Source organism: Desertivirga brevis (assembly GCF_017355835.1).
The window spans coordinates 1,302,491-1,326,962 of sequence record NZ_JAFEWF010000001.1 but is presented as its reverse complement, the minus strand read 5'-3'; the positions used below and the strand labels follow the sequence as shown (position 1 = coordinate 1,326,962).

23 protein-coding genes and 1 tRNA gene are annotated in these 24,472 nt (G+C 41.3%); 23 read left to right on the top strand and 1 reads right to left on the bottom strand.

The window, feature by feature from the left end; genetic code table 11:
- Nucleotides 1-83 precede the first annotated feature (83 nt).
- The 19 genes from J4N25_RS05785 (at nucleotide 84) to J4N25_RS05695 (ending at nucleotide 19,578) form a co-directional block, all read left to right on the top strand.
- Nucleotides 84-2,471, top strand: a complete 2,388-nt coding sequence (locus J4N25_RS05785) for a DUF4982 domain-containing protein (RefSeq protein WP_242695784.1) — start codon at nucleotides 84-86, stop codon at nucleotides 2,469-2,471.
- Nucleotides 2,472-2,587: 116 nt separating this feature from the next.
- On the top strand, nucleotides 2,588-4,639 hold the full coding sequence (locus J4N25_RS05780; protein ID WP_207421191.1) for a BatA domain-containing protein: 2,052 nt from the start codon (nucleotides 2,588-2,590) through the stop codon (nucleotides 4,637-4,639).
- Between the two features lie 136 nt (nucleotides 4,640-4,775).
- Nucleotides 4,776-6,044, top strand: coding sequence for a dihydroorotase (locus J4N25_RS05775; protein WP_207421190.1), 1,269 nt, complete (start codon nucleotides 4,776-4,778; stop codon nucleotides 6,042-6,044).
- A 2-nt stretch (nucleotides 6,045-6,046) separates the two neighbouring features.
- The gene (locus tag J4N25_RS05770; protein ID WP_207421189.1) at nucleotides 6,047-6,706 is read left to right on the top strand and encodes a hypothetical protein; all 660 of its coding nucleotides are present in this window, start codon (nucleotides 6,047-6,049) and stop codon (nucleotides 6,704-6,706) included.
- 3 nt (nucleotides 6,707-6,709) lie between these two features.
- The gene (locus tag J4N25_RS05765; RefSeq protein WP_207421188.1) at nucleotides 6,710-7,285 is read left to right on the top strand and encodes a DUF4199 domain-containing protein; all 576 of its coding nucleotides are present in this window, start codon (nucleotides 6,710-6,712) and stop codon (nucleotides 7,283-7,285) included.
- A gap of 27 nt (nucleotides 7,286-7,312) precedes the next feature.
- Nucleotides 7,313-8,281, top strand: a complete 969-nt coding sequence (locus J4N25_RS05760) for a glycosyltransferase (RefSeq protein ID WP_207421187.1) — start codon at nucleotides 7,313-7,315, stop codon at nucleotides 8,279-8,281.
- The gene (locus J4N25_RS05755; protein WP_207421186.1) at nucleotides 8,274-9,254 is read left to right on the top strand and encodes a glycosyltransferase family 2 protein; all 981 of its coding nucleotides are present in this window, start codon (nucleotides 8,274-8,276) and stop codon (nucleotides 9,252-9,254) included. The genes J4N25_RS05760 and J4N25_RS05755 overlap by 8 nt, the downstream gene beginning before the upstream one ends.
- Entirely contained in the window at nucleotides 9,251-10,048 is a 798-nt protein-coding gene (locus tag J4N25_RS05750) for a hypothetical protein (RefSeq protein WP_207421185.1), read from the top strand. The genes J4N25_RS05755 and J4N25_RS05750 overlap by 4 nt, the downstream gene beginning before the upstream one ends.
- A gap of 9 nt (nucleotides 10,049-10,057) precedes the next feature.
- The gene (locus J4N25_RS05745) at nucleotides 10,058-11,560 is read left to right on the top strand and encodes a GH3 auxin-responsive promoter family protein (protein WP_207421184.1); all 1,503 of its coding nucleotides are present in this window, start codon (nucleotides 10,058-10,060) and stop codon (nucleotides 11,558-11,560) included.
- Nucleotides 11,561-11,591: 31 nt separating this feature from the next.
- Nucleotides 11,592-12,758 carry a 1-deoxy-D-xylulose-5-phosphate reductoisomerase gene (locus J4N25_RS05740; RefSeq protein WP_207421183.1) on the top strand — a complete coding sequence of 389 codons (1,167 nt, stop codon included), beginning with the start codon at nucleotides 11,592-11,594 and terminating at the stop codon, nucleotides 12,756-12,758.
- Between the two features lie 76 nt (nucleotides 12,759-12,834).
- The gene (gene rseP, locus J4N25_RS05735; RefSeq protein WP_207421182.1) at nucleotides 12,835-14,157 is read left to right on the top strand and encodes an RIP metalloprotease RseP; all 1,323 of its coding nucleotides are present in this window, start codon (nucleotides 12,835-12,837) and stop codon (nucleotides 14,155-14,157) included.
- Nucleotides 14,157-14,690, top strand: coding sequence for a Fe-S protein assembly co-chaperone HscB (hscB, locus tag J4N25_RS05730; RefSeq protein WP_207421181.1), 534 nt, complete (start codon nucleotides 14,157-14,159; stop codon nucleotides 14,688-14,690). The genes rseP and hscB overlap by 1 nt, the downstream gene beginning before the upstream one ends.
- 13 nt (nucleotides 14,691-14,703) lie before the next feature.
- A tRNA-Leu gene (locus J4N25_RS05725) sits at nucleotides 14,704-14,783 on the top strand.
- 442 nt (nucleotides 14,784-15,225) lie between these two features.
- Entirely contained in the window at nucleotides 15,226-15,765 is a 540-nt protein-coding gene (locus J4N25_RS05720) for a hypothetical protein (protein ID WP_207421180.1), read from the top strand.
- Between the two features lie 517 nt (nucleotides 15,766-16,282).
- Complete coding sequence (locus J4N25_RS05715) at nucleotides 16,283-17,308, top strand: cysteine peptidase family C39 domain-containing protein (protein ID WP_207421179.1); 1,026 nt, start codon at nucleotides 16,283-16,285, stop codon at nucleotides 17,306-17,308.
- 39 nt (nucleotides 17,309-17,347) lie between these two features.
- Nucleotides 17,348-17,815 (top strand): hypothetical protein, encoded by a 468-nt coding sequence (locus J4N25_RS05710; protein ID WP_207421178.1) that lies wholly within the window; start codon nucleotides 17,348-17,350, stop codon nucleotides 17,813-17,815.
- On the top strand, nucleotides 17,812-18,009 hold the full coding sequence (locus tag J4N25_RS05705; protein WP_207421177.1) for a hypothetical protein: 198 nt from the start codon (nucleotides 17,812-17,814) through the stop codon (nucleotides 18,007-18,009). The genes J4N25_RS05710 and J4N25_RS05705 overlap by 4 nt, the downstream gene beginning before the upstream one ends.
- A gap of 422 nt (nucleotides 18,010-18,431) precedes the next feature.
- Nucleotides 18,432-18,854, top strand: a complete 423-nt coding sequence (locus J4N25_RS05700) for a hypothetical protein (protein ID WP_207421176.1) — start codon at nucleotides 18,432-18,434, stop codon at nucleotides 18,852-18,854.
- 172 nt (nucleotides 18,855-19,026) lie between these two features.
- On the top strand, nucleotides 19,027-19,578 hold the full coding sequence (locus J4N25_RS05695) for a hypothetical protein (protein WP_207421175.1): 552 nt from the start codon (nucleotides 19,027-19,029) through the stop codon (nucleotides 19,576-19,578).
- Nucleotides 19,579-19,633: 55 nt separating this feature from the next.
- Here the strand turns inward: J4N25_RS05695 and ltrA are convergent, their stop codons facing one another.
- Nucleotides 19,634-20,950: a group II intron reverse transcriptase/maturase gene (gene ltrA, locus J4N25_RS05690; RefSeq protein WP_207421174.1), complete on the bottom strand. Its 1,317-nt coding sequence runs from the start codon at nucleotides 20,948-20,950 to the stop codon at nucleotides 19,634-19,636.
- Nucleotides 20,951-21,743: 793 nt separating this feature from the next.
- Between ltrA and J4N25_RS05685 the strand changes: the two genes are divergently transcribed.
- From J4N25_RS05685 to J4N25_RS05670, 4 genes are all read left to right on the top strand, one after another.
- Entirely contained in the window at nucleotides 21,744-22,184 is a 441-nt protein-coding gene (locus tag J4N25_RS05685; RefSeq protein ID WP_207421173.1) for a hypothetical protein, read from the top strand.
- A 289-nt stretch (nucleotides 22,185-22,473) separates the two neighbouring features.
- The gene (locus J4N25_RS05680; RefSeq protein ID WP_207421172.1) at nucleotides 22,474-22,986 is read left to right on the top strand and encodes a hypothetical protein; all 513 of its coding nucleotides are present in this window, start codon (nucleotides 22,474-22,476) and stop codon (nucleotides 22,984-22,986) included.
- 226 nt (nucleotides 22,987-23,212) lie between these two features.
- On the top strand, nucleotides 23,213-23,692 hold the full coding sequence (locus J4N25_RS05675) for a DUF4262 domain-containing protein (RefSeq protein ID WP_207421171.1): 480 nt from the start codon (nucleotides 23,213-23,215) through the stop codon (nucleotides 23,690-23,692).
- Between the two features lie 127 nt (nucleotides 23,693-23,819).
- Nucleotides 23,820-24,404, top strand: coding sequence for a hypothetical protein (locus J4N25_RS05670; RefSeq protein WP_207421170.1), 585 nt, complete (start codon nucleotides 23,820-23,822; stop codon nucleotides 24,402-24,404).
- Nucleotides 24,405-24,472 lie beyond the last annotated feature (68 nt).

Below are 24,472 nucleotides of genomic sequence, written 5' to 3'. Positions count from 1 at the left end.
GTCAAGGCTTTTAATTGCTATTATTGCTTACTGATTTATTCCTAAGTATCATGAAACGTGAGGGTTTATTTTTTTTATTAGTCTTGTTTCTCCAAGTATCATTTGCCCAGCAAAGACAGGAGATTGAACTTGGCGAGGGCTGGAAATTCTATAAAGGGCAGGTTGCCTCAGCATCCTTGAAAGAATTCAATGATAAGAAATGGCAGTCCGTCCAGGTCCCTCATGACTGGGCTATTTACGGTCCTTTCGATAAGGAAGTCGACAAACAGGTAGTTGCAATTATGCAAAATGGAGAGAAGGTACCTACAGAAAAAACAGGCCGTACCGGATCTCTTCCTCACATTGGCGACGCCTGGTACCGCAATTACTTTACTGTGCCTGGTTTTCAAAAAGGCAAAAGAGTATTGATCCTGTTTGAAGGGGCAATGAGTGAACCTAAGATTTTTGTGAACGGCACTAAAGTGGGCGAGTGGAATTATGGCTACAATTACTTCTATTTCGATATCACCGATCACATCCAGAGCGGTAAGAATACACTTGCAGTAAGTTTATCTAACAAACCCCTTGCATCCAGATGGTACCCCGGCGCAGGTCTTTTTCGCAAGGTGAAACTAATTGTAAAGAACGAGGAAAGTATCGACCAGTGGGGAACCTTTATTACTACCCCGTATATTTCAGATACTCAGGCAAAAGTGAATGTTAAAACACGGGCAACAGGAAGTAACCTTCGTATAGAGACCACTATCCTTGATGCCCAGGGTAAAACGGTAGCAAGCAGTAAAACAGAAGAAACATTCGGGAAGGAATTTGATCAGAATATCGCTGTTGCAAACCCCAAACTATGGAGCCCTGAAAGTCCTTATCTCTACACTGCGGTTTCCCGTTTATATTCAGGTAACACCTTAAAAGATGAACTATCTACCCGTTTCGGTATCCGTCACATCAACTACGATCCCAAAACGGGCTTCAGTTTGAATGGAAAAGTAAGAAAATTTAAAGGTGTTTGCCTTCATCACGATCTTGGTCCACTGGGCTCAGCCATCAATATTTCGGCCCTGCGCCGCCAACTTAGAATATTAAAAGATATGGGATGTGATGCCGTGCGTAGTTCCCATAATATGCCTTCATTGGAGCAGCTTCAGCTTTGTGATGAAATGGGCCTCATGTTCCTTGCCGAAACTTTCGACGAATGGGCTAAGCCAAAAGTAAAAAATGGGTATAACCGCTTCTTTAATACCGATGCAGAAAAAGACGTGGTGAACCTTATCCAGGCTACCCGTAATCATCCCAGCATCGTGATGTGGAGTTCAGGTAACGAAGTGCCAGATCAATTTGGATCAGAAGGAGTGAAGCGTGCGAAATGGTTACAGGATATCTTCCACAGAGAAGACCCAACACGTCCGGTGACCGTTGGAATGGATCAGGTAAAGGCTACTATGGCTTCAGGTTTTGGTGCTTTGTTGGATATTCCCGGATTAAACTACCGAACCCACCTGTATGAAGATGCTTTTAAAGCATTTCCACAGGGATTGATCCTGGGATCAGAGACAGCCTCTACGGTTAGCTCTCGTGGAGTATATAAATTTCCTGTTGTAAAAGCGGCAGAAAAGCAATACCCGGACCATCAATGCTCCTCGTACGACATGGAATATTGCAGCTGGTCAAATCTTCCCGAAGATGATTTCATTCTGCAGGACACAAAACCATGGGTGATCGGGCAATTTGTTTGGACAGGATTTGACTACTTAGGCGAACCTACCCCTTACGATAACTTCTGGCCGGCACGCAGTTCTTACTTTGGTATTAATGACCTTGCAGGCTTGCCAAAAGACAGGTTCTACCTTTATAGAAGTCAGTGGAATACCAAGGAAAACACCTTACATATCCTTCCTCATTGGAACTGGGAAGGCAGGGAAGGACAGGTAACTCCTGTATTTGTTTATACGAACTACGACAGCGCCGAACTATTTTTAAACGGAAAAAGCCTCGGTGTTCAGAAAAAGAACGATTCATCTCCTCAATCCCGTTACCGTTTGATGTGGATGGATGTTAAGTATGAACCCGGTACTTTGAAAGTAGTTGCGTATGACAAGACCGGAAGGGCGGCTGCAGAAAAAAGTATCGTCACTGCAGGAAAACCATCCAAAATTGTATTGGAAGCAGACAGGAATGTAATTAACGCAGATGGAAATGATATCTCATTCGTAACCGTCTCAGTGGTCGATAAAGATGGAAACCCGTGCCCAACAGCCAATCAGCAGTTAAATTTCAAAGTAAGCGGAAATGCTACTTACCGGGCAGCTTGCAATGGCGATGCCACCTCCTTAGAGCAATTCCATCTCCCTACCATGAAGCTTTTCAGTGGAAAACTGGTTGTGCTGGTGCAGTCCACCAGGAAAGCGGGCGATATCGAACTGCTGGTAGAAGGGAAAGGGTTGCAGAGCGGCCTTGCCCGTCTCAAATCCAAATAGCAAATTATATGAAGGCGGCTAACAACCGCCTTTTTCATTTCCTCTTCTGCCTGTACTTACAATCCTTTTCCTCTTTCGGACGTTAATGTCAATCAAAACCTTAATTTTGAGAACTGATGAAATTCCTTTTTCCAGGATTCCTTTTTGCATTGTCAGCGGTATTGATCCCGGTGATCATACATTTCTTCAATTTCAGAAGATACAAAAAGGTCTATTTCAGTAATGTAAGGTTCTTAAAAGACATTCAGCAGCAAACCACCTCCTTCAGAAAGCTTAAAAATTACCTTTTGCTGGCGCTGAGGATATTAGCCATAGTTTTCCTGGTACTGGCCTTTGCAAAGCCCTACATCCCTGCCAGACAGGACGAGGTGGCGGGACAGCAGGACGTTGCCAGTATTTTCATCGATAACTCCTATAGCATGGAAGCTGTAAGCAGCGAGGGCAGGTTACTGGATGAAGCCAAAAGAAGGGCTAAGGAAATAGTATCATCTTATGATTTAAATACCCGCTTTCAACTGCTGACTAATGATTTTCTGGGCAAGCATCAGCGACTGTTGTACCGCGAGGAATTCCTCGAGGCACTGGAAGAAGTGGAAATAAGTTCAATCAATCGCAATCTTGCTGAGGTGATCAACCGGCAGGAAGAAATGCTAGGCACCGAGCCCAATTCAATAAAGACAGCCTATATAATTTCCGATTTTCAGAAAAATGTAGATAACGGACAAAAATTAAAACCAGCATCTGGCACAGCGCTTCGCCTGGTTCAATTAAAGGCCAATCCTCAGCCTAATATTTCGGTTGATTCGGTTTGGTTCAGTTCTCCGGCCCATAAAGTGGGCGAGACAGAGCAGCTCATTATCAGTCTTCGAAATAATTCAGACCAGGCCGTTTCAAATGCTTCTTACCGGATGTTGATCGATGACCAGCAAAAGGCTATCGGCAGCATGTCAATTCCGGCACGCGGAACCGCAAAAGACACTGTTTCATTTAGTGGTATGTCTGCCGGTTGGAAGAAAGGGGAGATATCCCTAAAAGATTATCCAATCGTTTTCGATGATAAATCATATTTCAGCTTCTACGTCGAAAACCAAATGAGCATACTGGAAATAGACGAACAGGGAGCAAACAAATACCTGGAGGCGCTCTACCAGTCAGATCCATTCTTTAACCTGACTCATACCTCATCGGGTAATATCAACTATTCCTCGCTGGGTACTTATCCTCTTATTATCTTAAATAACCTGAAGACGATTACTCCGGGCCTGGCACAGCAGTTAAGCGCCTATGTGAAGGAGGGTGGAACCCTGATAGTATTCCCCTCCGTGTCGGGAGATGTTTCGGGTTTGCAAACCCTGACAGCAAGCCTGGGTACAGATCGACCCTTAGAAATAGTTAGCCAGGAACAGAAAGTTGTCTCACTAAATGCCCAGCATAAGGTTTTTAAGGGAGTGTTTGAAAAGGTTCCCCGCAATATTAATCTGCCGGTTGCTAAAAAATACATTCGCTACTCGCAAGGTAGCCGTACTTCGCGTCAGGAGATCCTGAACTTCGCGGGTCGCCGCAATTTCCTTAGTGAATACAAAATAGGGAAGGGGAGTGCATATCTTTCTGCCGTATCATTAGAAGAAGAGAGCAGCAATCTGCCGCGCCACTCGCTTTTCGTGCCGGTGATGTTTCAGTCGGCATTCCTTAGTGTTCGCGACAGTCGCCTGTCTTATACCATCGGGAAAGACCAATTCCTGGAATCTTCCCCTATAACATTATCTCGAAATCAAACCCTGGTGCTGAAAAAAGGAAATTTTGAAGCTATTCCTGATCTTCGTCAAACAGAAAGTCTTACACGTATCTTCGTTTCAGATCAGGTGAAAGAGCCGGGCATATATGACCTCATGAAGGGAGACATCCTGCTGGCCCGTTATGCTTTCAATGATAACCGTTCAGAATCAGATCTTAGTTACCTTTCGGAAAAACAGCTGGAAGGGATATTTACAGATACGAAAGTGAAAATATTTACACCCGGAAAAGAGTCTGTAAGCGATGCAATAAAAGCAGTAAATAAAGGTGTGCAGTTGTGGAAACTTTGCCTAATTTTGGCACTGATTTTTCTGGCGCTTGAAATTCTTCTGCTAAGATTTTACAAGCCAGCAAAAACAGCGATACAAGTTTAATGAACTTATTCATTTTCAGAGATACCGTAATCAGAAGTTGTATGTCACCTGACAGGTTTCAGATGCCGAAACCATTAAATCTCGTCAACCTGTTATTGTTCTCAAATCTAATATCTCAAATTTCAGATTCCATTTAATGAAACCAATACTCTTTCGCTCAGCAACTATTGTACACCCTCAGTCTGAATTCGACGGTATAAAAGCCGATGTCTTAATTAAGGATGGAAAGATCTCTGCAATTTCGGAGAAGATCGAAGCTGATGAAGATGTGGTGTTGATCGATGCAGAGGGCAAATACTTATCACCAGGTTTCTTTGATCTGAACGTGAATTTCGGTGAGCCCGGTTTTGAAACAAAAGAGGGACTGATCAATGGAACCCTTGTTGCAGCAGCAGGGGGATTTACAGGCGTAGCAGTACAACCTTCTACCGAACCTCCGGTACACACTAAAGCTGGAGTTTCCTATATTATCAATACCACAAAGAACTCCCTTGTAAATGTTTATCCTGTAGGCTGTATCAGTCAGGATAGAGCAGGAGTAGACCTTGCAGAGTTATTTGATATGCGTTCAGCAGGAGCTGTAGCTTTCTCAGACGGGATGAAACCAGTGTCTGATTCTGGTTTAATGAGCCGTGCATTGATGTATGCAAAAGGGTTCGACGGCTTGATCTTCTCTTATCCTGAAGACAAGTCGATTGCCGGTAAAGGGAAAATGAATGAAGGTATAGTAAGTACCTATCTGGGAATGAAAGGAATTCCGGCTCTTGCAGAAGAAGTACATATTTCGCGCGACCTTTACCTTGCAGAGTACAACGATTCACCGGTCCATTTCAGTACCATATCTACTGCCGGCAGTGTTGAATTGATCCGCAAGGCAAAAAGCAGGGGACTAAAAGTCACTTGTGATGTAGCTGCGCACCATCTGGTATTAACGGACGAAGAGTTGAAAGGCTTCGACAGTAACTATAAGGTGAAGCCACCATTGCGTTTACAAAGCGATGTTGATGCATTGATCGCAGGTTTAAAAGACGGAACTATCGATGCCATCGTTTCACAACATACCCCCCATGAAATTGAGTTTAAGGATGTAGAGTTTGAGATCGCCTCTTATGGAATTATTGGCTTGCAAACTGTACTGCCTTTAGCCATAAAAGCAGGCCTCAGCGCTTCGCAGATCGTAGAAAAGCTGGCAATAAGACCTCGCCAGGTGTTAAACTTGCCTGTTCCTGTTTTCGAAGAGGGCGAGGAGGCAAACTTTGTTTTATTTGACACCGGGCAGGAGTGGAGCTTCAATGAAGAAAGCAACCGCTCAAAATCTGCCAATTCACCTTTCATAAACAGCACACTTAAAGGCAAAGTAATTGTTACAGGGAATAACAATCAGTTATTCAGCAATACATATTAGCTATGGACAAACAAGTAGAAAATGCAATTGCCGCGGCGTTGCAGCAATTTGAAGGCAACTCATCATCCGAATTTAAAAGTGTAATAGCCGGAGTGTTTGATGGAGAAAATGACTTTATGTCTAAAGTGGAAGCTTTAGATAAAGCCTTTGATGATGCCCCTAAATACGAGCCACTTCGTGAAGTGTTCTTCGATCTTCTAATGGTTAACTTCTTTGCTCAGGACGTAGATAAGCTTGAAGAGGATTACCTTGAATCTAAAGAGTGGGAAGAGATTGAAGATGAAACGATAGACAGAGGAACCGAGCTGCTGAATGTGCTGTTATACATCCGTGAGTGCAAAGACGAAGATATCAAACCAGAATTGGAAGATTTCCTGAAAGAGTTTTTATTGGTGGATGAAGATGAGTTCCAGGATGAGCACCGGATCTATGAAGACATCATTGCCCACCAGATCCTTATGGAAAGCAATTATTCAGAAATCGGCCGGGTGGCTAAAAATTTAGATGAGTCTTCAGAGATCAAGGATCTTTTCTATCCTATCATGGGCTTTTTCTATCAAAACAACCCTTCCGCAGACGATATCACCGAATATCTGAAGCACAGCTCCGATCCTGAATTTGAGGGTGCCGTGTACAAACTTGTAGCTGCTTTTAATCAATAACAGATGCAGGATAAGAGATCAATGCAAAAACAGGCGGCGGTTTACGGACTGCTTTTCGGCGTTATTATTCTGATAATCGGCATTATTGCCCTTTATTGGATCGCTTCCACAACGGCAATGCCCGTAATCATAGCTTCACCTGTTTTGCTTTCTTTTGCTATTCCTGTTGCCCTGGCTATATTTTTTACCTTAAAACTTCGTAAATATGTAGGCGGATACTGGTCTATGCGGGAGGCTGCCAGCGGAATATTCATTATGTTCTTTGCCGCCTACTTTGTGTATTCCCTGGGCAACTATATTTATTCTCACTCAGTTGATAAGGGAATAACTGAAAGGGTGCAGCAAAACATTGTAAAGGTAACAACAGATTTTGCCGGTAAGCAGAATGTTCCTACTGAAGAGCTGGACGAGAAGATCGACGAAATAAAAGCAAGTATAGAGGCAGGCAAAAATCCCACTATCGGACATGTGATACAGGGAATTATTTTCTCTATCATTATCACGTTTATAGCTGCGTTAATTTTTGCCGCTATCTTTAAAAAGGAACCTCCTGTTTTTGCAAAGAGTGTTTCCGAATAATAATAATATTAAGGTTTTTCAGAACGAATGGATATATCGGTAGTTGTACCTCTCTATAATGAATATGAATCTCTTCCTGAGCTTGTTGAATGGAACAAAAGGGTTTTGGAAGAAAATGGTTTTTCCTACGAGATCATACTGGTCGACGATGGAAGTAACGATAGTTCATGGGAGGTAATAGAACAACTGCAACAAGAGAACTATAATATCCGCGGTATTAAATTTCGTCGTAACTATGGAAAATCCGCTGCTCTCAATGTAGGTTTTGAAGCAGCGCAGGGCGATGTTGTGATCACTATGGATGCCGATCTGCAAGACAGCCCTGATGAAATCCCTGAGCTTTACAGGCGCATCAAAGAAGAAAAGTACGACCTGATCTCAGGGTGGAAAAAGAAGCGCCATGATCCTTTGAGTAAGACCATCCCTACAAAGCTCTTCAACTCAGCTACCCGCAAGATGTCGGGCATTCATAACCTGCACGATTTTAACTGCGGACTTAAGGCATACCGTAAAGACGTAGTTAAAAGCATAGAGGTATATGGTGAGATGCACCGCTATATCCCTGTTCTTGCAAAATGGGCAGGCTTCAGAAAGATAGGCGAGCAGGTAGTAGAACACAGGCCCCGAAAATATGGAACAACAAAATTCGGCCTAAGCCGCTTTGTAAATGGTTTCCTTGATCTGCTTTCTATCTTTTTCGTAGGTAAGTTTGGAAAGCGCCCCATGCACTTCTTTGGAACGATGGGCGTATTAAGCTTTTTTACAGGCTTGATCATTACCATCTGGTTAATCGCAGATAAACTGATCCAGATCGCCCAGCATCAGAAATACCGTAACGTTACCGACCAGCCGCTGTTCTATATAGCCCTGGTTGCAATAGTTGTGGGTTTCCAGTTATTTCTAACGGGCTTTGTTGCAGAGCTGGTATCAAGGAATTCTGCGGAAAGGAATAATTATCAGATAGAGAAGATAACTCCTCAACCAATACATGTCTGACCTCTTTTTTTCAATCATCATTCCTCTGTACAACCGGCCGCAGGAAATTGATGAGTTGCTGCAAACCCTAACCCGGCAAACGTATAAGAACTTTGAAGTCCTGGTGATCGAAGATGGATCCAAGCTTCCTGCAAAAGAAATTGTAGAAAGTTACTCCTCTGTTCTTAGTATTGCCTATTATGTTAAACAGAACGAGGGGCAGGGTTTTACCCGGAATTATGCTTTCGCAAGAGCACGCGGAGAATACTTCATCGTTTTTGATTCAGACTGTCTGATCCCTGAAGATTATTTACAGAACGTAAGTGAGCATTTGAAGAGGGAGTGGTTGGACGCTTTTGGCGGGCCTGATGGAGCGCACAGCTCTTTTACTCCTGTTCAGAAAGCGATCAGTTACTCTATGACCTCACCCTTTACAACAGGAGGGATACGTGGTAGTAAAAAGAACATGGGCGGGCAATTCCATCCCAGAAGCTTTAACATGGGCATATCCAGAAAGGTATGGGAAGCCACCGGAGGTTTTTTAATCACAAGGCTGGGCGAGGATATCGAGTTCAGTATCCGGATCCATTCTATGGGCTTCAAGATAGGTCTTATCCCCGATGCCGTAGTTTTCCATAAGCGCCGTACGAATTTCAGGCAGTTCTACAAACAGCTGCATTTCTTCGGCAGGGCAAGGATCAATATCTATAAGTTTTTTCCCGCGCAACTGAAGCTGGTTCATTTTTTTCCAGCAATGTTTACTTTGTTTCTAATTTTTACACTTATTCTTAATATTTTTAGGCTCCCTTTTGCAAACGTGTGTAACCTCCTATTAGCTGTATTTACATTGTTAATATTTTTTCACTCCTTAACAGTAAACAAATCTTTAAAAGTTGCTTTTCTAAGTATAGTTGCAGCGTTTGTTCAATTATCTGCGTATGGGTTAGGTTTTATGCAAGACTTTGGGAAAAGAATTATTCTTAGACAATCATGATCGAATTTTTAAAGGAAAGTACTTTTGCTGTTAATGACGTACTTCAGGTAGCCTGGAAGGTCCTTAAAAAGGAATACTTCAAGATCCTGGGGCTGTGCCTTCTGATGTTCTTTATTTTCAACCTCTCGGGGATGCTCGCCTACTTTTTCGACGGCTTCAACTTCGGCATCAAGATCATTTTGTTCCTTTTCTTTACCCTGGCTTACTTTGGTTTTCAACTAACACTGTTCCGTTTTATTCTAAGGGTATTGGATGAAGACCGGGATGACGTTTTTGTTAAACACTCTTTTCCAACAACAAAGCAGATCGTTAAATTCCTGCTGGCCACCGCTTATTTCGCCCTGTGTATCTTTATCGTATTTATGCTGGTAATGGTGATCTTTTTCCCGCTGTACATAGTAGTAGGGGCAAATGCACGTGAACTGGTGTTGCAGGTTGGCTATTCGATAGCAGTATTGTTTATCATCTTTACATGGATACGGATCTCTTTCTTCCCATTCTTCATTATCGATAAAGACGTTTCGCCATTCAAATCTATCCGTTTTAGTTTGGCCATAACCAGAGGTAATTTCACCAAGATCCTTCTGCTATTATCTTTTCTGGCTATATTTCAAATACTTTCTATTTTCTTTGCTAACTCCGACGGAGACTTTATTATTGCAGGCGCAATTAACCTGTTAAATTCTCTGCTGATCATCCCCTTGTCGAGTGTTACTCTCGCAGTAGCTTACCGTAGGATGATGAATGAGTATGAGGGCGATCAGGATCCTGAGATTTTGGACAATATTATCTAAGAAAGATTTATGGGATTAAAATCGGCTTTAAGCAAGCCATTTGCCTATTTTGCAGTACGGGCGGTAGAGAAATGGAAATATAATGCGGTAAATGTACAGCAAGAGGTTCTTCACAAATTATTAGAAAGTGCAAAAAATACAGCCTTCGGAAGAGATCATAAGTTCCAGGAGATCCGGTCTTATGACGACTTCAAGCGCCGCGTCCCTGTAAGGGATTATGAAGATCTGAAGCATTATGTAGAACGGGTGGTGAAGGGTGAAGAGAATGTTCTCTGGCCCGGGCTTCCCGCTTATTTTGCAAAGACTTCCGGAACCACCTCAGGGGTAAAATACATCCCCATCTCCAAAGAATCAATGCCAGAGCATATCAAAGCAGCCCGCAATGCTCTTTTAACCTATATCCACGAAACCGGTAAGGCAGATTTTGTTAACGGGAAAATGATCTTCCTTCAGGGAAGTCCTGTTCTCGATACCAAGTACAAAGTCCCCACGGGCCGGCTTTCCGGTATCACCGCTCATCATGTCCCTCAATACCTTCAAAAAAACCGACTTCCATCGTATGAGACAAACTGTATTGAGGACTGGGAGCAGAAGGTGGATGCGATAGTTGACGAGACGATACACGAAGACATGCGTTTGATCTCTGGTATTCCACCATGGGTTCAAATGTACTTCGACCGCTTGTCCCAAAGATCCGAGGGAAAGAAGATCAAAGACATTTTCAAAAACTTCAGCCTATTCGTCTACGGCGGGGTGAACTTTGAACCCTACAGGGCCAAGATGGAGGAGTCTATCGGAAAGAAGATCGATTCTATAGAAACTTATCCGGCATCTGAAGGTTTCATTGCCTACCAGGATTCGCAAACCGAAAAAGGCTTGCTGTTACTTGTCAATTCGGGGATCTTCTACGAGTTTATCCCCTCCGAAGAATATTTCAATGAAAATCCAACCAGGCTCAGTTTGAAGGATGTGGAGATCGGGAAGAACTATGCGATCATCCTGAATACAAATGCCGGTCTTTGGGGATATAGCATTGGCGATACGGTAAAGTTCGTATCCAAGAACCCATATAAAATTATTGTATCAGGGAGGATAAAACATTATATCTCGGCATTCGGAGAGCATGTGATAGGAGAGGAAGTAGAACATGCCTTACTTTCAGTAGCTAAAAGCGAAGGAGTAGAGATCACGGAATTTACCGTAGCACCTCAGGTAACAGATCCCCAGGGAGGATTACCTTACCACGAGTGGTTCGTGGAATTTGCCAAGGCTCCTGCTGATATTGATTCGTTCAGGTTGAAAGTAGATGAAGTGCTCCAGAAAAAGAATGTCTATTATTTCGATTTAATCGAAGGTAAGATCCTGCAGCCGCTGATCATTCGCTCATTAAAGCCCGATTCGTTCATCAACTATATGAAGTCGGAAGGGAAATTGGGCGGACAGAATAAGGTTCCCCGCTTGTCAAACGACAGAAAGATTGCCGACAGTTTAAAACAGTATGTCGTATCTTAATAGCGGGATTACATTTTAAAGCATATCATTATTGAAAAATATAGCAATACTTGGTTCCAGTGGTAGTATAGGAACCCAGGCTTTAGAGGTTGTCAGAGAAAATCCTCAGCTATTTAAGGTTTCTGTATTAACAGTAAATAAAAGCGCTGAACTACTGATCCAGCAAGCTTTGGAGTTCCTTCCGGAGTATGCCGTCATTGTGGATGATGCTCAATACAATACCGTAAAAGAAGCGCTTGCCACTACCCCGGTAAAGGTGTTAAGCGGGGAAGAGGCACTTTGCGAAGTGGTTCAATCTCCTGCCATTGATATCGTACTAACCGCATTGGTAGGCTTTTGCGGATTAAGGCCAACCATAGCAGCCATAAAATCCGGGAAAGATATCGCACTGGCGAACAAAGAGACCCTCGTTGTTGCCGGTGATATTGTTACAGCCCTGGCGAAGGAATACAAGGTGAACATCCTTCCGGTTGATTCTGAACACTCGGCAATCTTCCAGTGCCTGGTGGGAGAAAGCACTAATCCAATAGAAAAGATCTACCTAACAGCCTCTGGCGGTCCCTTCAGGGGAAGAGATACTGAGTTTTTAGCTACGGTGACTAAAGCTCAAGCATTGAAGCATCCTAACTGGGTAATGGGCGCCAAGATTACGATCGATTCTGCCAGTCTTATGAATAAGGGTCTGGAGGTGATCGAAGCAAAATGGTTGTTTGATCTCGAGGCAGATCAGATCGACGTTATTGTTCATCCGCAATCCATCATTCATTCTATCGTTCAGTTTAACGATGGTTCTATGAAAGCACAGATGGGCTTGCCCGATATGAAGCTGCCTATTCAGTATGCTTTGGCTTACCCTTCGAGAATAAATAGCAGTTTTGAGCGTTTTGACTTTCTGAAGTATCCACAGCTTACTTTCGAGCAGCCGGACAAAAAGACCTTCCGGAACCTGGCCATAGCATTCGAAGCCCTGAGAAAAGGCGGAAATACAGCTTGCGTGATCAATGCAGCAAATGAGGTAGCAGTGGCAGAGTTCCTGGCTGATAATGTTGGCTTCTTAGAGATGAGCGAGGTGATTGAATCGTGTATGAATAAAATCGCTTATATTAGTCAGCCTACTTTAGAAGATTATCTGGAGACTGATAAGGAAACCAGGATCTACGCTAAAGAATTGGTACAAAAATCAAAGGTTAAATTTTAAATAAACACGTTGCCTCCGGCTAAGGCGGGATGTAACAAAACAGTCGGATAAAAATCCAAAAACGAAAAGATATTAAATGGACGGTCTAGTTATGGCAGGCCAGCTTTTGCTGGGTTTATCAATATTAATTATTTTACATGAGGGAGGGCATTTCCTTGCCGCCCGTGCTTTCGGTATTAAAGTAGAGAAGTTTTACTTGTTCTTCGATGCCTGGGGCTTTAAATTATTTAGCTTCAAACATAAAGATGTTGAGTACGGTATCGGGTGGCTTCCTTTAGGTGGCTACGTGAAGATCGCCGGTATGATCGACGAATCCATGGATACAGATCAGATGGCTGGACCTCCTCAACCATGGGAGTTCCGCTCTAAACCAGCCTGGCAGCGCCTCATCGTAATGCTTGGAGGTATTGCGGTAAATATTGTATTGGGTATTTTTATCTTCTGGATGCTTGTGTTCAGGGCTGGAGAAACCTATATCCCCAATGATAAACTGGTAAACGGAGTGGTACCGGGTAAAATTGGTAAAGAGATCGGTTTACAGGCCGGAGACAGGATCATCGCCGTAAATGGCAGCCCTATCACACGTTTTGACGAAGTAACCAGCTCTAAAGTTCTCTTAGGTAATAGTCAGCTTACAGTGGCACGTAATAACGGTACGCAAACAATAGCAGTACCGGGTGATGTGCTGGAGAAAGTGGCCGACTATGGCGTTGGCGAATTCGTGTCGCCAAGGATGCATGCCTGGGTAGGCGATGTAGTTGCAGGTGGAAACGCTCAGAAAGCGGGATTAAAAGTAGGGGATAAGATCGTTGCTGCGAATAACAAGCCTGTTCAATTCCTTGACGAATTGAAAACTGAGCTTGCTGCAGCAAAAAACGGAACGATAACCCTTAAAGCACTACGTGGTGCTGATACCGTAAGTTTGAATACGGCAGTTGATGCAGATGGTCAGATCGGTTTTGCGGCTGATGTAACAGATCTTCCTCAAGAAACTCAGAAATACGGCTTGTTTGCATCCTTACCGATAGGAGCTTCAAAAGCATGGGGAGCATTTATGGACAACGCCCGTGGTATTGGTAAGGTAGTAACGGGACAAGTAAAGGCTCAGAAAGCATTTACAGGTCCTGTAGGCATCGCAAACATGTTCGGTGGTCAATTTGATGTGCTGAAGTTCTGGAGCCTTGTAGGCTTGCTTTCTATGGCTTTGGCATTAATGAACCTGCTTCCTATCCCAGCACTGGATGGTGGTCACGCTACCTTCCTGATCATCGAGATGATCAAAGGGAAACCACTTGGCGATAAGTTCATGGAGAAAGCACAGATCGTAGGTTTCTTTATCCTTATTGCATTAATGGTATTTGTTTTAGGTAACGATATTCTAAAGCACGTAATTAAATAATGAATTACTTTGAGTTTTATGAGTTGCCCGAGGCATTTAATGTAGATGAGGCCCAGGTAAAACGGAAATTCTATTCCTTGAGTAAAGAGTTCCATCCCGACTTTTACGTGAACGATACGCCGGAGAAGCAGCAGGAGATCCTGGAGCTTTCTACGCAGAACAATAAAGCATTCCAGGTACTCTCTAAGCCAGAGAAGCGCCTGGAATACATCCTTCAGTTGCATAAGCAAATAGCAGAAGGGGATAAATACCAGTTGCCGCAGGATTTCCTGATGGAAATGATGGAAGTGAACGAAGAGCTGATGGAGCTCGAGTTTGATCCCAATGCAGAAGCGCTGGATAAGCTGCAGAAACAAGTATTAGGCATAGAAGAAGAGCTCCTGTTAGAGCTGAATATGTACACTTCGAAGTACGATAAAGAAGAAAAACAGAGCGAAAAGGAATTATTCCTGCTGAAAATCAAAGACCTATACTACAGACAAAAATATTTGTTGCGAATTAAGGAGAGTTTAAATACCTTTGCACACCGCTAAAGCAAATAGCAATGCCCAGATGGCGGAATTGGTAGACGCGCTGGTCTCAAACACCTGTGGGAAACCGTGCCGGTTCGACTCCGGCTCTGGGTACGAAAGCCTGATACGAAAGTGTCAGGCTTTCTTTGTTATTGGGGCTTGAAGCTTCTCTCTATGGGGGGCGTCATGCCGGATTCATTTCGGCATCTCTTGAGTTGGTCAATGTACTAGTTTGTCCTGGTCTGAGCGTCCCGCTCAGACCCACACCCGCTCCGCTACCACTTTCTCAAGCAGAAACTAAAACTACTTAAGTTAGTACTAAAACTATTAGCGCATTTTAAGCACTTCGGATTTTTTGAATATTTATAATTTATAATAAATTGCTGCACCAATAGGAAATATAGACGCAGGTGGTGTATCTATATTTTAGTTAGGCGCAATTTTACAAGTCCACACAACTTTTATGATTATATTGACCTTTACTGAATTTTTCTCAGCTCTTAAGAAGTCATATCTTTTAATTACAATCCTTATCCTTGCTTTAGTAATAATTTTGGTGACAAATACTCCAGAAGGCAGCGATTCCGACCTTAGTATTTTAATCTTGTTTTTGGCTGGCCTCTTGATTTATTTCTATTGGTGGTTGTATAACGACTATAGACGAAAACAACAACTATTACTAGATAGCAATATTATTGACTTCTTTCAATCAAAAGACTGGATAGTAAAGGAAGAATTTAATGGATGGGAACATTCAGTTAAAATTTTAGGCATTCACAATAACTTTCCCTTTCAAATCGACCTTCCTCATGACAAGGGATTGGTATTTAACAAGTATTACTTTTCAATTTCTGCTTTTGTCGAGTTTTCAAATGAAAAGATTCTGAAGGAAGAGGGGAAGAGGATGCGGAACAGATTAAGGAGCCAAAATATTGACCTATCTGGCGAATTAGCTATGTGCAGCAGTGAAATTCCATTGACTAATGACCTTGGTTTGAAAAATGAAATAAAAATGGTTTTAGACAGCTTAACAGGAACATTAAAGGAAAATGGACTTTCTCCATTGACAATAAAAACTGCGCCTAACATTAGCTAAAAGTTATGCCGGCTGAAGTGTGCGCACCAAGTGAAGTGCTTTTTAGTTACTTTAGTGCTGGCAACGTCGGAAGTGCTCCCAATCCGGCACAACTTCTAGCCTAATCGTTACACGTAAGCGCAAAAGACGAGCAATCGCATAAAATCAACTTGTCGAAGACTTGCAAATAACAGCAGGACCACCGACCTAATTACCCCATCCGTAACTCCAAGGACTTTAAAAACTTACGGCATGAATAGAGCATCTAGAGCTCGTAACCGACATTGACCTGCTGCCTTGAAGTTCTTGCTTTTTGAATTATTTAGTGATAGCATCCGTAGTAGTGCTACTTATTCGTTCGACTTTGAGTTTAATCAATACATGTAAGCGCAAGAAGTTTTTACTTGACCTTTATACTTGAATGCAAGAAAGTCGAATAAAAAAGCTCTCCCATTTAAGTATTTCAGCTCCGGCCATAGTGTGTGCTATTAGTGTCCTTCACCCTTTATAATTATCTTAGAAGCTTCAATAATATATTATGAGTATTTCCATTTATATAGAGCCGATCACTAACGGAGAAGAATTAGTTAAAAAATTATTGCAAGATGAATTCGGCATTAGTGATGTTACCTCAGGGATACTATTTACAAGGCTGGTAAAGCCGTATTTTGATAATTTTAAGGATAGTACTTTTATATTAGCTGAAAGTAATTATGTTGATAAAGTTTATCGTGACAGCTATTATCACTATTATTCCTCCAAATTGCCTAAATATAAAAGAGACTGCGTTAGATTATCTTTTTTTGAAGATCAAATCTCAGACACTGATTTTTTTAACGGAGCTCAACATCCAATACTTCAGAAAAAATATCGTGGATTTATTGTTCTAAGACCGACTGACCCTTTCATCATAGGAAGAAGTATTGTTTCTCCTTACTTATTAAAAAATAATAGTAATTTCATCTCTTGTATAAGTAAATTCCATACAACGGTCAATGGAGTTAAATTTACTGTAAAAGGCTTTCCCCACTCATCACAAGACACAGAAACTATTAGTTGTGCGGAAACAAGTTTATGGGCGATTATGGAGTACTTTAGTAACAAGTATTCAAATTACCAGCCTGTACTGCCTTCTAAAATAATTAAGACGCTTAATCAAGTTTCATCTGAAAGGCAGGTTCCTTCAAAAGGATTGAATATTGCGCAAATGTCTTATGCATTAAAAGAGTTTGGATTTGGCACAAGAATCTATAGCAAACAACAATATGCTGCAGAATTTGAAGGATTGCTAAGTTGCTACATTGAAAGCGGGATACCTGTTATTATGGCGATTGATAATAGACACAGAGGAGGAAGTATTGGTCACGCTTTATTAGCTATCGGTCACAATAAAATCGAAGATAATCAGATTAACTCCTTGGTGTCATATAAAACCTCGAATACCACTTTAGCTGCAGGCTTGGCGGCGAAAAGTATTGTTTTATATGATTATGACTCAATAACAAAAGACTTTGTTTTTATTGATGACAATCATCCTCCATATCAAAAAGCTCCCTTAAGTTAACCAGCAAGACATTATGGTGCAGAATGGAGTACTTGTGAAGTGACGTATTTCATTGCTCCTTTATATCCAAAAATATATTTAGAAGCTTATGAAGCGAAAAACTATGTTAGGAACTTCCTTATCACTGGCCCCGAACCCTTGAAGGATAGTAGTGAGGTGTTACTTCGATTTTATCTCGCTTCTAGCCGATCTTTCAAAGATGGTATAGCTAAAAATGATACATTTCAAGAAGATCTCAAGAGTATATTAATTGAAACCTCCATGCCGAAATTCATATGGGTTGCCGAGGTAAGCTCAAAAGATTTAATGAGAGAAAAGAAAGCCAATGGTATTATTATTGTAGATGCTACAGAGGCAAATATTTACTTTAATAAGCCTTTGATTTTTGCAGCATTTCAAGATAAGCTAATTCTTTTTGACGAAATTAGTGGCAATTTAGAAACCAATGTCTTAGCTTTGCAAGACTTTCGAATATTCGAACACAACCTTAATGATTTCGAAGTATGATAACAAAAATAAGTAGAACAGAAGCTATTAGAGCTAAGATAAAACAAGAAGGAAAAGTTACTCCTCTTGACAAAGCCTCTCATATTTCTGCTATCACAACAATGAATCAGCAATTGGAAGCTGTGAGAAGAGAGTATCAGGTAAAAGATAGAAATTCTCAAATCACTGCCGCTACAGTAATTTTGACAGCCTAATTTTTCTGATATTTAAAGGAGCTTTTCAGCTCCTTTAAATATCAGAACGTCGTTAAGTTCAAATATCCTAGTTTCTTTTCAAAAACTACAAGACAATATTAAAAGCATATTCCTTAGATACCGAGATTAAAAAGCTTTATTTGCATATTTCAGTAATGCTGGCGGGTTAAAAATGGGAATAAATGTTTGAGACTAGAGACGCGTTCAACTCCTCTCAAACTGGCTTAACTTAAAAATTAATTCACTAGCGAGTGCCTAGAAAGCGCCTACGTGTAACACTACCTAAAAGTTATGCCGGCGGAAAGTGCAGGGGCGAAGTTTTTTGCTTTTTATTTATTTTAGTGCTGGCAACGGCGGAAGTGCTATTAATCCCGCACAACTCTTAGCCTAACTGTTATGTTTCAGCTTAAAAGGAGGACCCTTTGAACAATCGAATATACTTTCTAATTCTGTTATGGACTGCTTTTTCTAGTTGCCAACATTTCGACTCTGGCAAGCCCGATACTGACAGCAATAGGAAACGGCTTGAAGAATATTTAGAAATCGGATTAACGCGAGATGTAAATCATATCTATTGTGATGGAGATTTAGGCCCTGACTATAGTGTTTTATTTTCGTTTAATTGTGATTCTTCGACTGTTGGAAGGATTATTAAGAAAAAGAACTTAAGAATTTCGAGGGAATATGATGATGGCTTGTTTTTCTCAGAAGAGTTTTCGTGGTGGAATAAAGAAAAGATCGCAGAAATCAAACCATATGTAAATATAAAGAGAGGAAAACTTTCACAATACTTATGGTATGACAAAAAAGCAAACAAAGCGTATTATCAGGAGTTGGGCTTCTAACAAAAGCCGAAAACATAACATCGGGTTTAAATAATGCGGGTTGACGTGGTAGTACCCAGTGAAGTGCTTTCTATTGCTTTGGTCCTCAAAGTGAAGTGCTATTTATCCCGCACAATATAAACCCTTAACCGTTAGCGGCAACTTATAAGGACAGACATCAATATAAAAAACAGTGAACAGACAAGTTAACTTTTTCCTTCATCCACACGATCAACAAGAATTTGACGCGTTCTTAAAGACATTTGACGACATTGTTTTCATTCCATATTATCATCACTCGGACAAAATAACTTTAATTCAAGACACAATCGTAAGAGACTTTATTAAAGAAGGGGCTCGGGTATACTTGGCAAGGCGGAGTGACTTGGCGAAAATTCGTTTAGACTATATTGCACCGCAAAAATATTGGTTGGTTAATTCCAATACACCGACATTGGACTTTGACCGAAGTATATTTCGTGAAAACTCAATTCATAGCGGACGGCTTTATTTTCAACCAAAGTTTGTAGAAAATATGCAATGGGTTGACAAGTCCGAGGACTTCGTAAAGTGGTCAGACAATATTATCAAGGCGACAAGAAGAAAACTAAAAAAATATAAACACGAGTTAGGTGCGTATACTTACACAGCACTTTTAGGTAATAAAGCTCTTGACTGGATGAAAGCTAATAATGCGGACATTCAGGGCGGCGGACATATACTTACACCATGCGTGACACAATAAGCAGCCGCTAATCGAGTAGACGGCCTCACCGCTTGTAAGCGATGAGGTGCGCCTCTCACACCACCGTACGTACGGGTCTCGTATACGGCGGTTCGATAGCTGATGGGGAAACGTTCTGATAATAATCAAGCATTGATTGGTATCCTCTTTTGATTAACCTTTTCAGGGTAATGGTGGTCACCATAATGGGGCTTTGAGCTACCGCCCAGCCACCCATACGAGTTCGGCTCCAGGAGTAGGACTGATCGGGGTTTACGCCCAGACGGATCAGGTTTTTCCTTTTCCGTTCAGGCTTTTTCCAGTCAGTCCAGATACAGTACCGAAGACGGTTTCGGACCCAGCTGTCCAGTTCCTTTAGCTTTCCTGTCAGACTTGCCATCCGAAAGTAATTGATCCAGCCCTGCTGTATTTCTTTGAGCTTTTGAATGCGCTCATCGAAACTCATCGGACTGGTCTTCCTTGTGGCTGCTTTCAGTTTTTCTTTTAGGTTCTTCCAGTTTTTGTCGCTTGCCACCAGTTGGTATTTGCCTTTGTCGCCCTTTTTGTAGGTAGGTACAAACTTATAGCCCAGCAACCCGAACTGTACCGGCTTTCGGATGCCGCTCTTCCCCCGATTAATGGGTAACTTTAGTTTATCCTGCAAAAACAGGAAAATCTGATTTCCCACCTTTCGGGCTGTCTGATTGCTTTTAGTATAAATACTAAAGTCGTCGGCATAGCGGACATACCTGAGCTTCCGTTTTTCCAGTTCTTTATCTAGTTCATGCAGCATGATGTTGGACAGCAGCGGGCTTAAAGGACTTCCCTGGGGTACGCCTTTTCTGCGTTTGGTCAGCCTTCCCTTGATTAAGATGGGAGCGCATAGCCATTTGCGGATCAGACGCAGGGTGAGCGGGCATTTAACCTTGCGGTAGAGCAGTTGCAACAGGACACAGTGATCTACTTCGTCGAAGAAGCTTTTCAGGTCGATATCCACGATATGCTGATGGCCTTCGTGGATATACTTCTGCGATTGCAGTACTGCCTGATGGGCATTTCGGTCGGGCCGAAAACCGTAGCTGTGGTCTTTGAATTCCTGTTCAAACTTGATGGTGATCACCTGAGCTACCGCTTGCTGCAACAGCCGGTCGGTTACCGTGGGAATACCCAGTAAACGGGTCTTTCCATTGCTTTTGGGGATTTCTACCCCTAAGATGGGTGAAGGGAGGTATTTGCCCGTGCATACTTCATGAGCTATCCGTTCTCTGTTTTTATCCAGATGTGCCGATAGCTCTTTTACAGACATACCATCCACACCTGCTGAACCCTTGTTCAACAGCACCTGGCGGTATGCCCTGAGCATGTTTTTACGGTTGATTACCTTCTCAATCATCTTGTTTGTTTCCCTGTTCCGCTTATTGTAAGGCTGGCAAACTTGAATTTGAACCTCCTTGCAACATTTGGAACCAGTATCGTTCGGTCCTTCGTGAGTTTGTGAGACCTCCGGCTTTACCCACCGGCTCGTGTTCCTTCCACTACTATGACCTCTGCTGACTCCTCTTTGTGGTTACCCGTAACCTAAGAGGCCTCCCTCGGTAAGGTAAATAGCTTCCTGTCTATCCTCGCCGGATCTACATACATGCGCTTTGGTATTCACTGGACTTCACAATGATGTGCTTGCTCATCCACGCATGCATGCCTCTTATCCGATTCCTGTTCGTCGGTACAGACATTTGTAGTCCCGCTTACTTTAGTGCATACCTCACGGTAAACCACCTTGCGGCTTACTAATGCTTCCGGGCGTTACCCCGGCACATAAGGGACTTGAATCCTCTAGCTCTTACGATTTTCTCCTATATTTACCATTCAAGGCGCACACATCAGGTTTGAGTTATGCCCGGCTGACGTGGTTTTCGAAATTTTCTGCTATTTAATTACATTAGTGCTGGGCGACAGTGAAGTGCTATTAAGCGGGCACAACTCAAACCCTTAATCGTTATTCTGTCTCAAATAACGATTAATTAAGCTATGTAAAATGATAATGATGGGGGGAGTTTCTAGCGGCAGTAATACACAAATTTTTTGTAGAAAAGATACCCTTTATTAAGCTGGGGCCCTAAGAGAAAAGCAGGTAGTAACGGGGTTTGAATTATTCGGGATGAATGGATTATTAAACAACGAGCAATATGAAAATGAAATTATGGATAGTAGTATTCATCTCTATAATTATGACCTTCTCAAGTTACAGTTCTTCTTTGGCGCAAGTGGGAATCTTTATTGATAAAGATCAGCGAATCGCGAATTCTCAAGATAGTATTTTTAAATATCTTATAGCCGAAAAGCAGTTTTCTGATACAAGAAAAGAGCTCAAATTGAGAAATTATGAAGACAGGTTCTTCATTCGAAAGTGTCTTGAAATCTACCTCCATAATTCACAAACAAGTCTCTTACTAATTAGTTTTGGAGCTAATTCTGACCATGCAGATCATTTCTGGGGACTTTTAGGAAAGGATAAAAATTATTTATTTTATAGCTTAAATGATCCGGACTTCATGCTTCTAGAAAAAGAATTTGCTCCCTCTACAGTCGACATAATTAAATTCTACTGTAGAAACACAGCAAAGTAAGTGCTATTAGTTTTCTTGTTTTTCGAAAGGTAGAAAAATATTCAGCGTTAATAACGGTAGCAATTACTAGGAAGGAACAATTAAACGGAAGGCTGAAAAACAAGAAAATCATAGTCTCAAAAAACGATTACATTCTGGAACAGTAGGTCGGCGTACATCTGATTCTTGGTTTACAATAACCATAGAAAGATAAGGCTCTTGAACTCTAGATAAAACTTCGTATATATGGGAAATAAACGCAATTGTGTTTAGCCAAATGTTACAGACAACCTCAAAAATCACGACCTTAATGACACTTAGGAAGGTTGAACTTCTACTAATAATACTGACTATGTTAATAGGTTGCAATGAAGGCAACCGAGGAACGACCGACCTAACAAAATCTCAAAATAGATTTAACAATATTAGCGAGGTGGTTTACGACCCAAAATCTACGCCTTGGCTTAAGGACTCTTCTTCAGTAATTTTACATTTTAACATCTTCAAGGACACACTAGCAGTAGAAGTCACTCCAGAATGCTGGATAATGTTTCCAATAAAAGTATCTAAAGGTAAAGGCTACGTGAATTGGACTCCCTTGGTAGACTCTAAATATGACTTTAATATTGTTAAAGCAATAAGCGGTTTGAAATCAGACTTTAATGGAGAGCTATTTATGATTTTGGAATTAAGAGAAAAAGATTCACTTGAAGTAACGTACCCGAACAAAGAGCTAACAAAAAGGCTGAACGACTCAGAAACCGACAGGATTTTATTTGTAAAAACTTTTGGTGCAATGACCGAGGAAAAAAGAGGCAGTTAGTAACACAATGTTTAAATTATGCCCTGTTGACCTGGTTCTCGAAGTTTTCTGCTTTTTAATTACATTAGTGCTGCCCGACACGGAAGTGCTTTTAAATGATCACAATATAAACACTTGAAGTTATTCTGTCTTAAAAAAGGATAGGAAATCCTGCAATTATTGGGTAAACTCCCAGAGACGTAAACTCATATATGCATAATGAAAATCTATAGCTTAAGTTAAATAGATGGAAAAAGAAGTAAAAGGATACGAGAAACTGCTTTCGAACATTGAAGAGTATGGACTACACGTTGTTCATGTCTTAGAAGATGATAAAGGACCAGGGTTTACGTATTCAATAGGCCTCTTTCATAATTATCAGCATCCCGAAATCATAATGATTGGACTAAAGAAGGACTTAGCTCACATTCTAATAAATAATATCGGCTTCGATCTAAAGGAAGGTCGAATTTATAAAGGCGGAACATTTTATAGCGACATCTTAGATGATTATGAATGTTTAATGATAGATGTAGATGCAAAGTATTACGATGAATATGTAGGTCAAGCTATTAGATTTTATAAGAATAATAATTTCCCTTTACTTCAGTGTGTTTACCCAACTGTAAAAGGAGTATATCCTTGGGAAGATAGTTGGCCAGAAGACATTAGGCACCTTCAGCCTATTTTGGGCGACATCGATAAAGAAAACAGAAATATTAGCTAACCAAAACTAAGGCGTTATCAATTGTCTCAAGAAACGATGGAAAACACAGTCATGCATTGCGTAAATATGCTCTATCCGATGGCTTTACAATATATGCGAAAAGCCGCTTGTTAGCACCACTTGAAGAATGAAAATCTATAGGCTTAATAATAAACAATGTCCTTGGGGTGATTATGGTAGTATTCTGGTTAAGGGAATGACTAGTCATTTGGATAGAGACGAAGAGGGATATTTACAGCTGGAAAGAACGGGGCCTTATGTTCCTCCTTTAATTATTTCTGGATTATGGGATTTAACTGTAACAGATAAGATTAAAAACAAGATTGAGCAATCACAATTAAAAGGGTTCAATTTTCAAAGGATAATTAAAAAACATATAGTGGAATTGAATTGGACCGAATGGGATTTAAATTCCGATGACCCTGAATTTTATCCTGAATCAGGAGAGCCGGAGGACTACATACTTGCATTTCCACATTCGGATATTATTTCTAACCGAATTGGAGAAATTTGGGAGGTTAAAATACCTGTGGTTGGAAGCTTAAATTCAGCTGGAGTATATGTATTGGAAAGATTTGATGCTGATATTATGATGGCAGAAAATAAGGGATACATTCTAGCAACAGAACCAGCAAAAATTTGGATCGAAAAAAATGTAGGAGATTGGATAGAGTTTGGAGAAGTAAAGACAACTGGTGCTAACACTATATAAAACAGAGCAGCAGCTGATGTTGTAATTGAAACTTGTTCCCATTAAGGAACAGGATTATGATATGATAG

Bases quoted from the DNA above. Each gene is read 5' to 3' on its own strand.
- J4N25_RS05780 (WP_207421191.1), top strand. From the start codon at position 2,588: ATGAAATTCCTTTTTCCAGGATTCCTTTTTGCATTGTCAGCGGTATTG.
- J4N25_RS05760 (WP_207421187.1), top strand. From the start codon at position 7,313: ATGGATATATCGGTAGTTGTACCTCTCTATAATGAATATGAATCTCTT.
- J4N25_RS05750 (WP_207421185.1), top strand. From the start codon at position 9,251: ATGATCGAATTTTTAAAGGAAAGTACTTTTGCTGTTAATGACGTACTT.
- J4N25_RS05680 (WP_207421172.1), top strand. From the start codon at position 22,474: ATGACACTTAGGAAGGTTGAACTTCTACTAATAATACTGACTATGTTA.
- J4N25_RS05675 (WP_207421171.1), top strand. From the start codon at position 23,213: ATGGAAAAAGAAGTAAAAGGATACGAGAAACTGCTTTCGAACATTGAA.
- J4N25_RS05775 (WP_207421190.1), top strand. From the start codon at position 4,776: ATGAAACCAATACTCTTTCGCTCAGCAACTATTGTACACCCTCAGTCT.
- J4N25_RS05715 (WP_207421179.1), top strand. From the start codon at position 16,283: ATGAGTATTTCCATTTATATAGAGCCGATCACTAACGGAGAAGAATTA.
- J4N25_RS05755 (WP_207421186.1), top strand. From the start codon at position 8,274: ATGTCTGACCTCTTTTTTTCAATCATCATTCCTCTGTACAACCGGCCG.
- J4N25_RS05745 (WP_207421184.1), top strand. From the start codon at position 10,058: ATGGGATTAAAATCGGCTTTAAGCAAGCCATTTGCCTATTTTGCAGTA.
- rseP (WP_207421182.1), top strand. From the start codon at position 12,835: ATGGACGGTCTAGTTATGGCAGGCCAGCTTTTGCTGGGTTTATCAATA.
- J4N25_RS05685 (WP_207421173.1), top strand. From the start codon at position 21,744: ATGAAAATGAAATTATGGATAGTAGTATTCATCTCTATAATTATGACC.
- J4N25_RS05705 (WP_207421177.1), top strand. From the start codon at position 17,812: ATGATAACAAAAATAAGTAGAACAGAAGCTATTAGAGCTAAGATAAAA.
- hscB (WP_207421181.1), top strand. From the start codon at position 14,157: ATGAATTACTTTGAGTTTTATGAGTTGCCCGAGGCATTTAATGTAGAT.
- J4N25_RS05670 (WP_207421170.1), top strand. From the start codon at position 23,820: ATGAAAATCTATAGGCTTAATAATAAACAATGTCCTTGGGGTGATTAT.
- ltrA (WP_207421174.1), bottom strand. From the start codon at position 20,950: ATGATTGAGAAGGTAATCAACCGTAAAAACATGCTCAGGGCATACCGC.
- J4N25_RS05770 (WP_207421189.1), top strand. From the start codon at position 6,047: ATGGACAAACAAGTAGAAAATGCAATTGCCGCGGCGTTGCAGCAATTT.
- J4N25_RS05765 (WP_207421188.1), top strand. From the start codon at position 6,710: ATGCAGGATAAGAGATCAATGCAAAAACAGGCGGCGGTTTACGGACTG.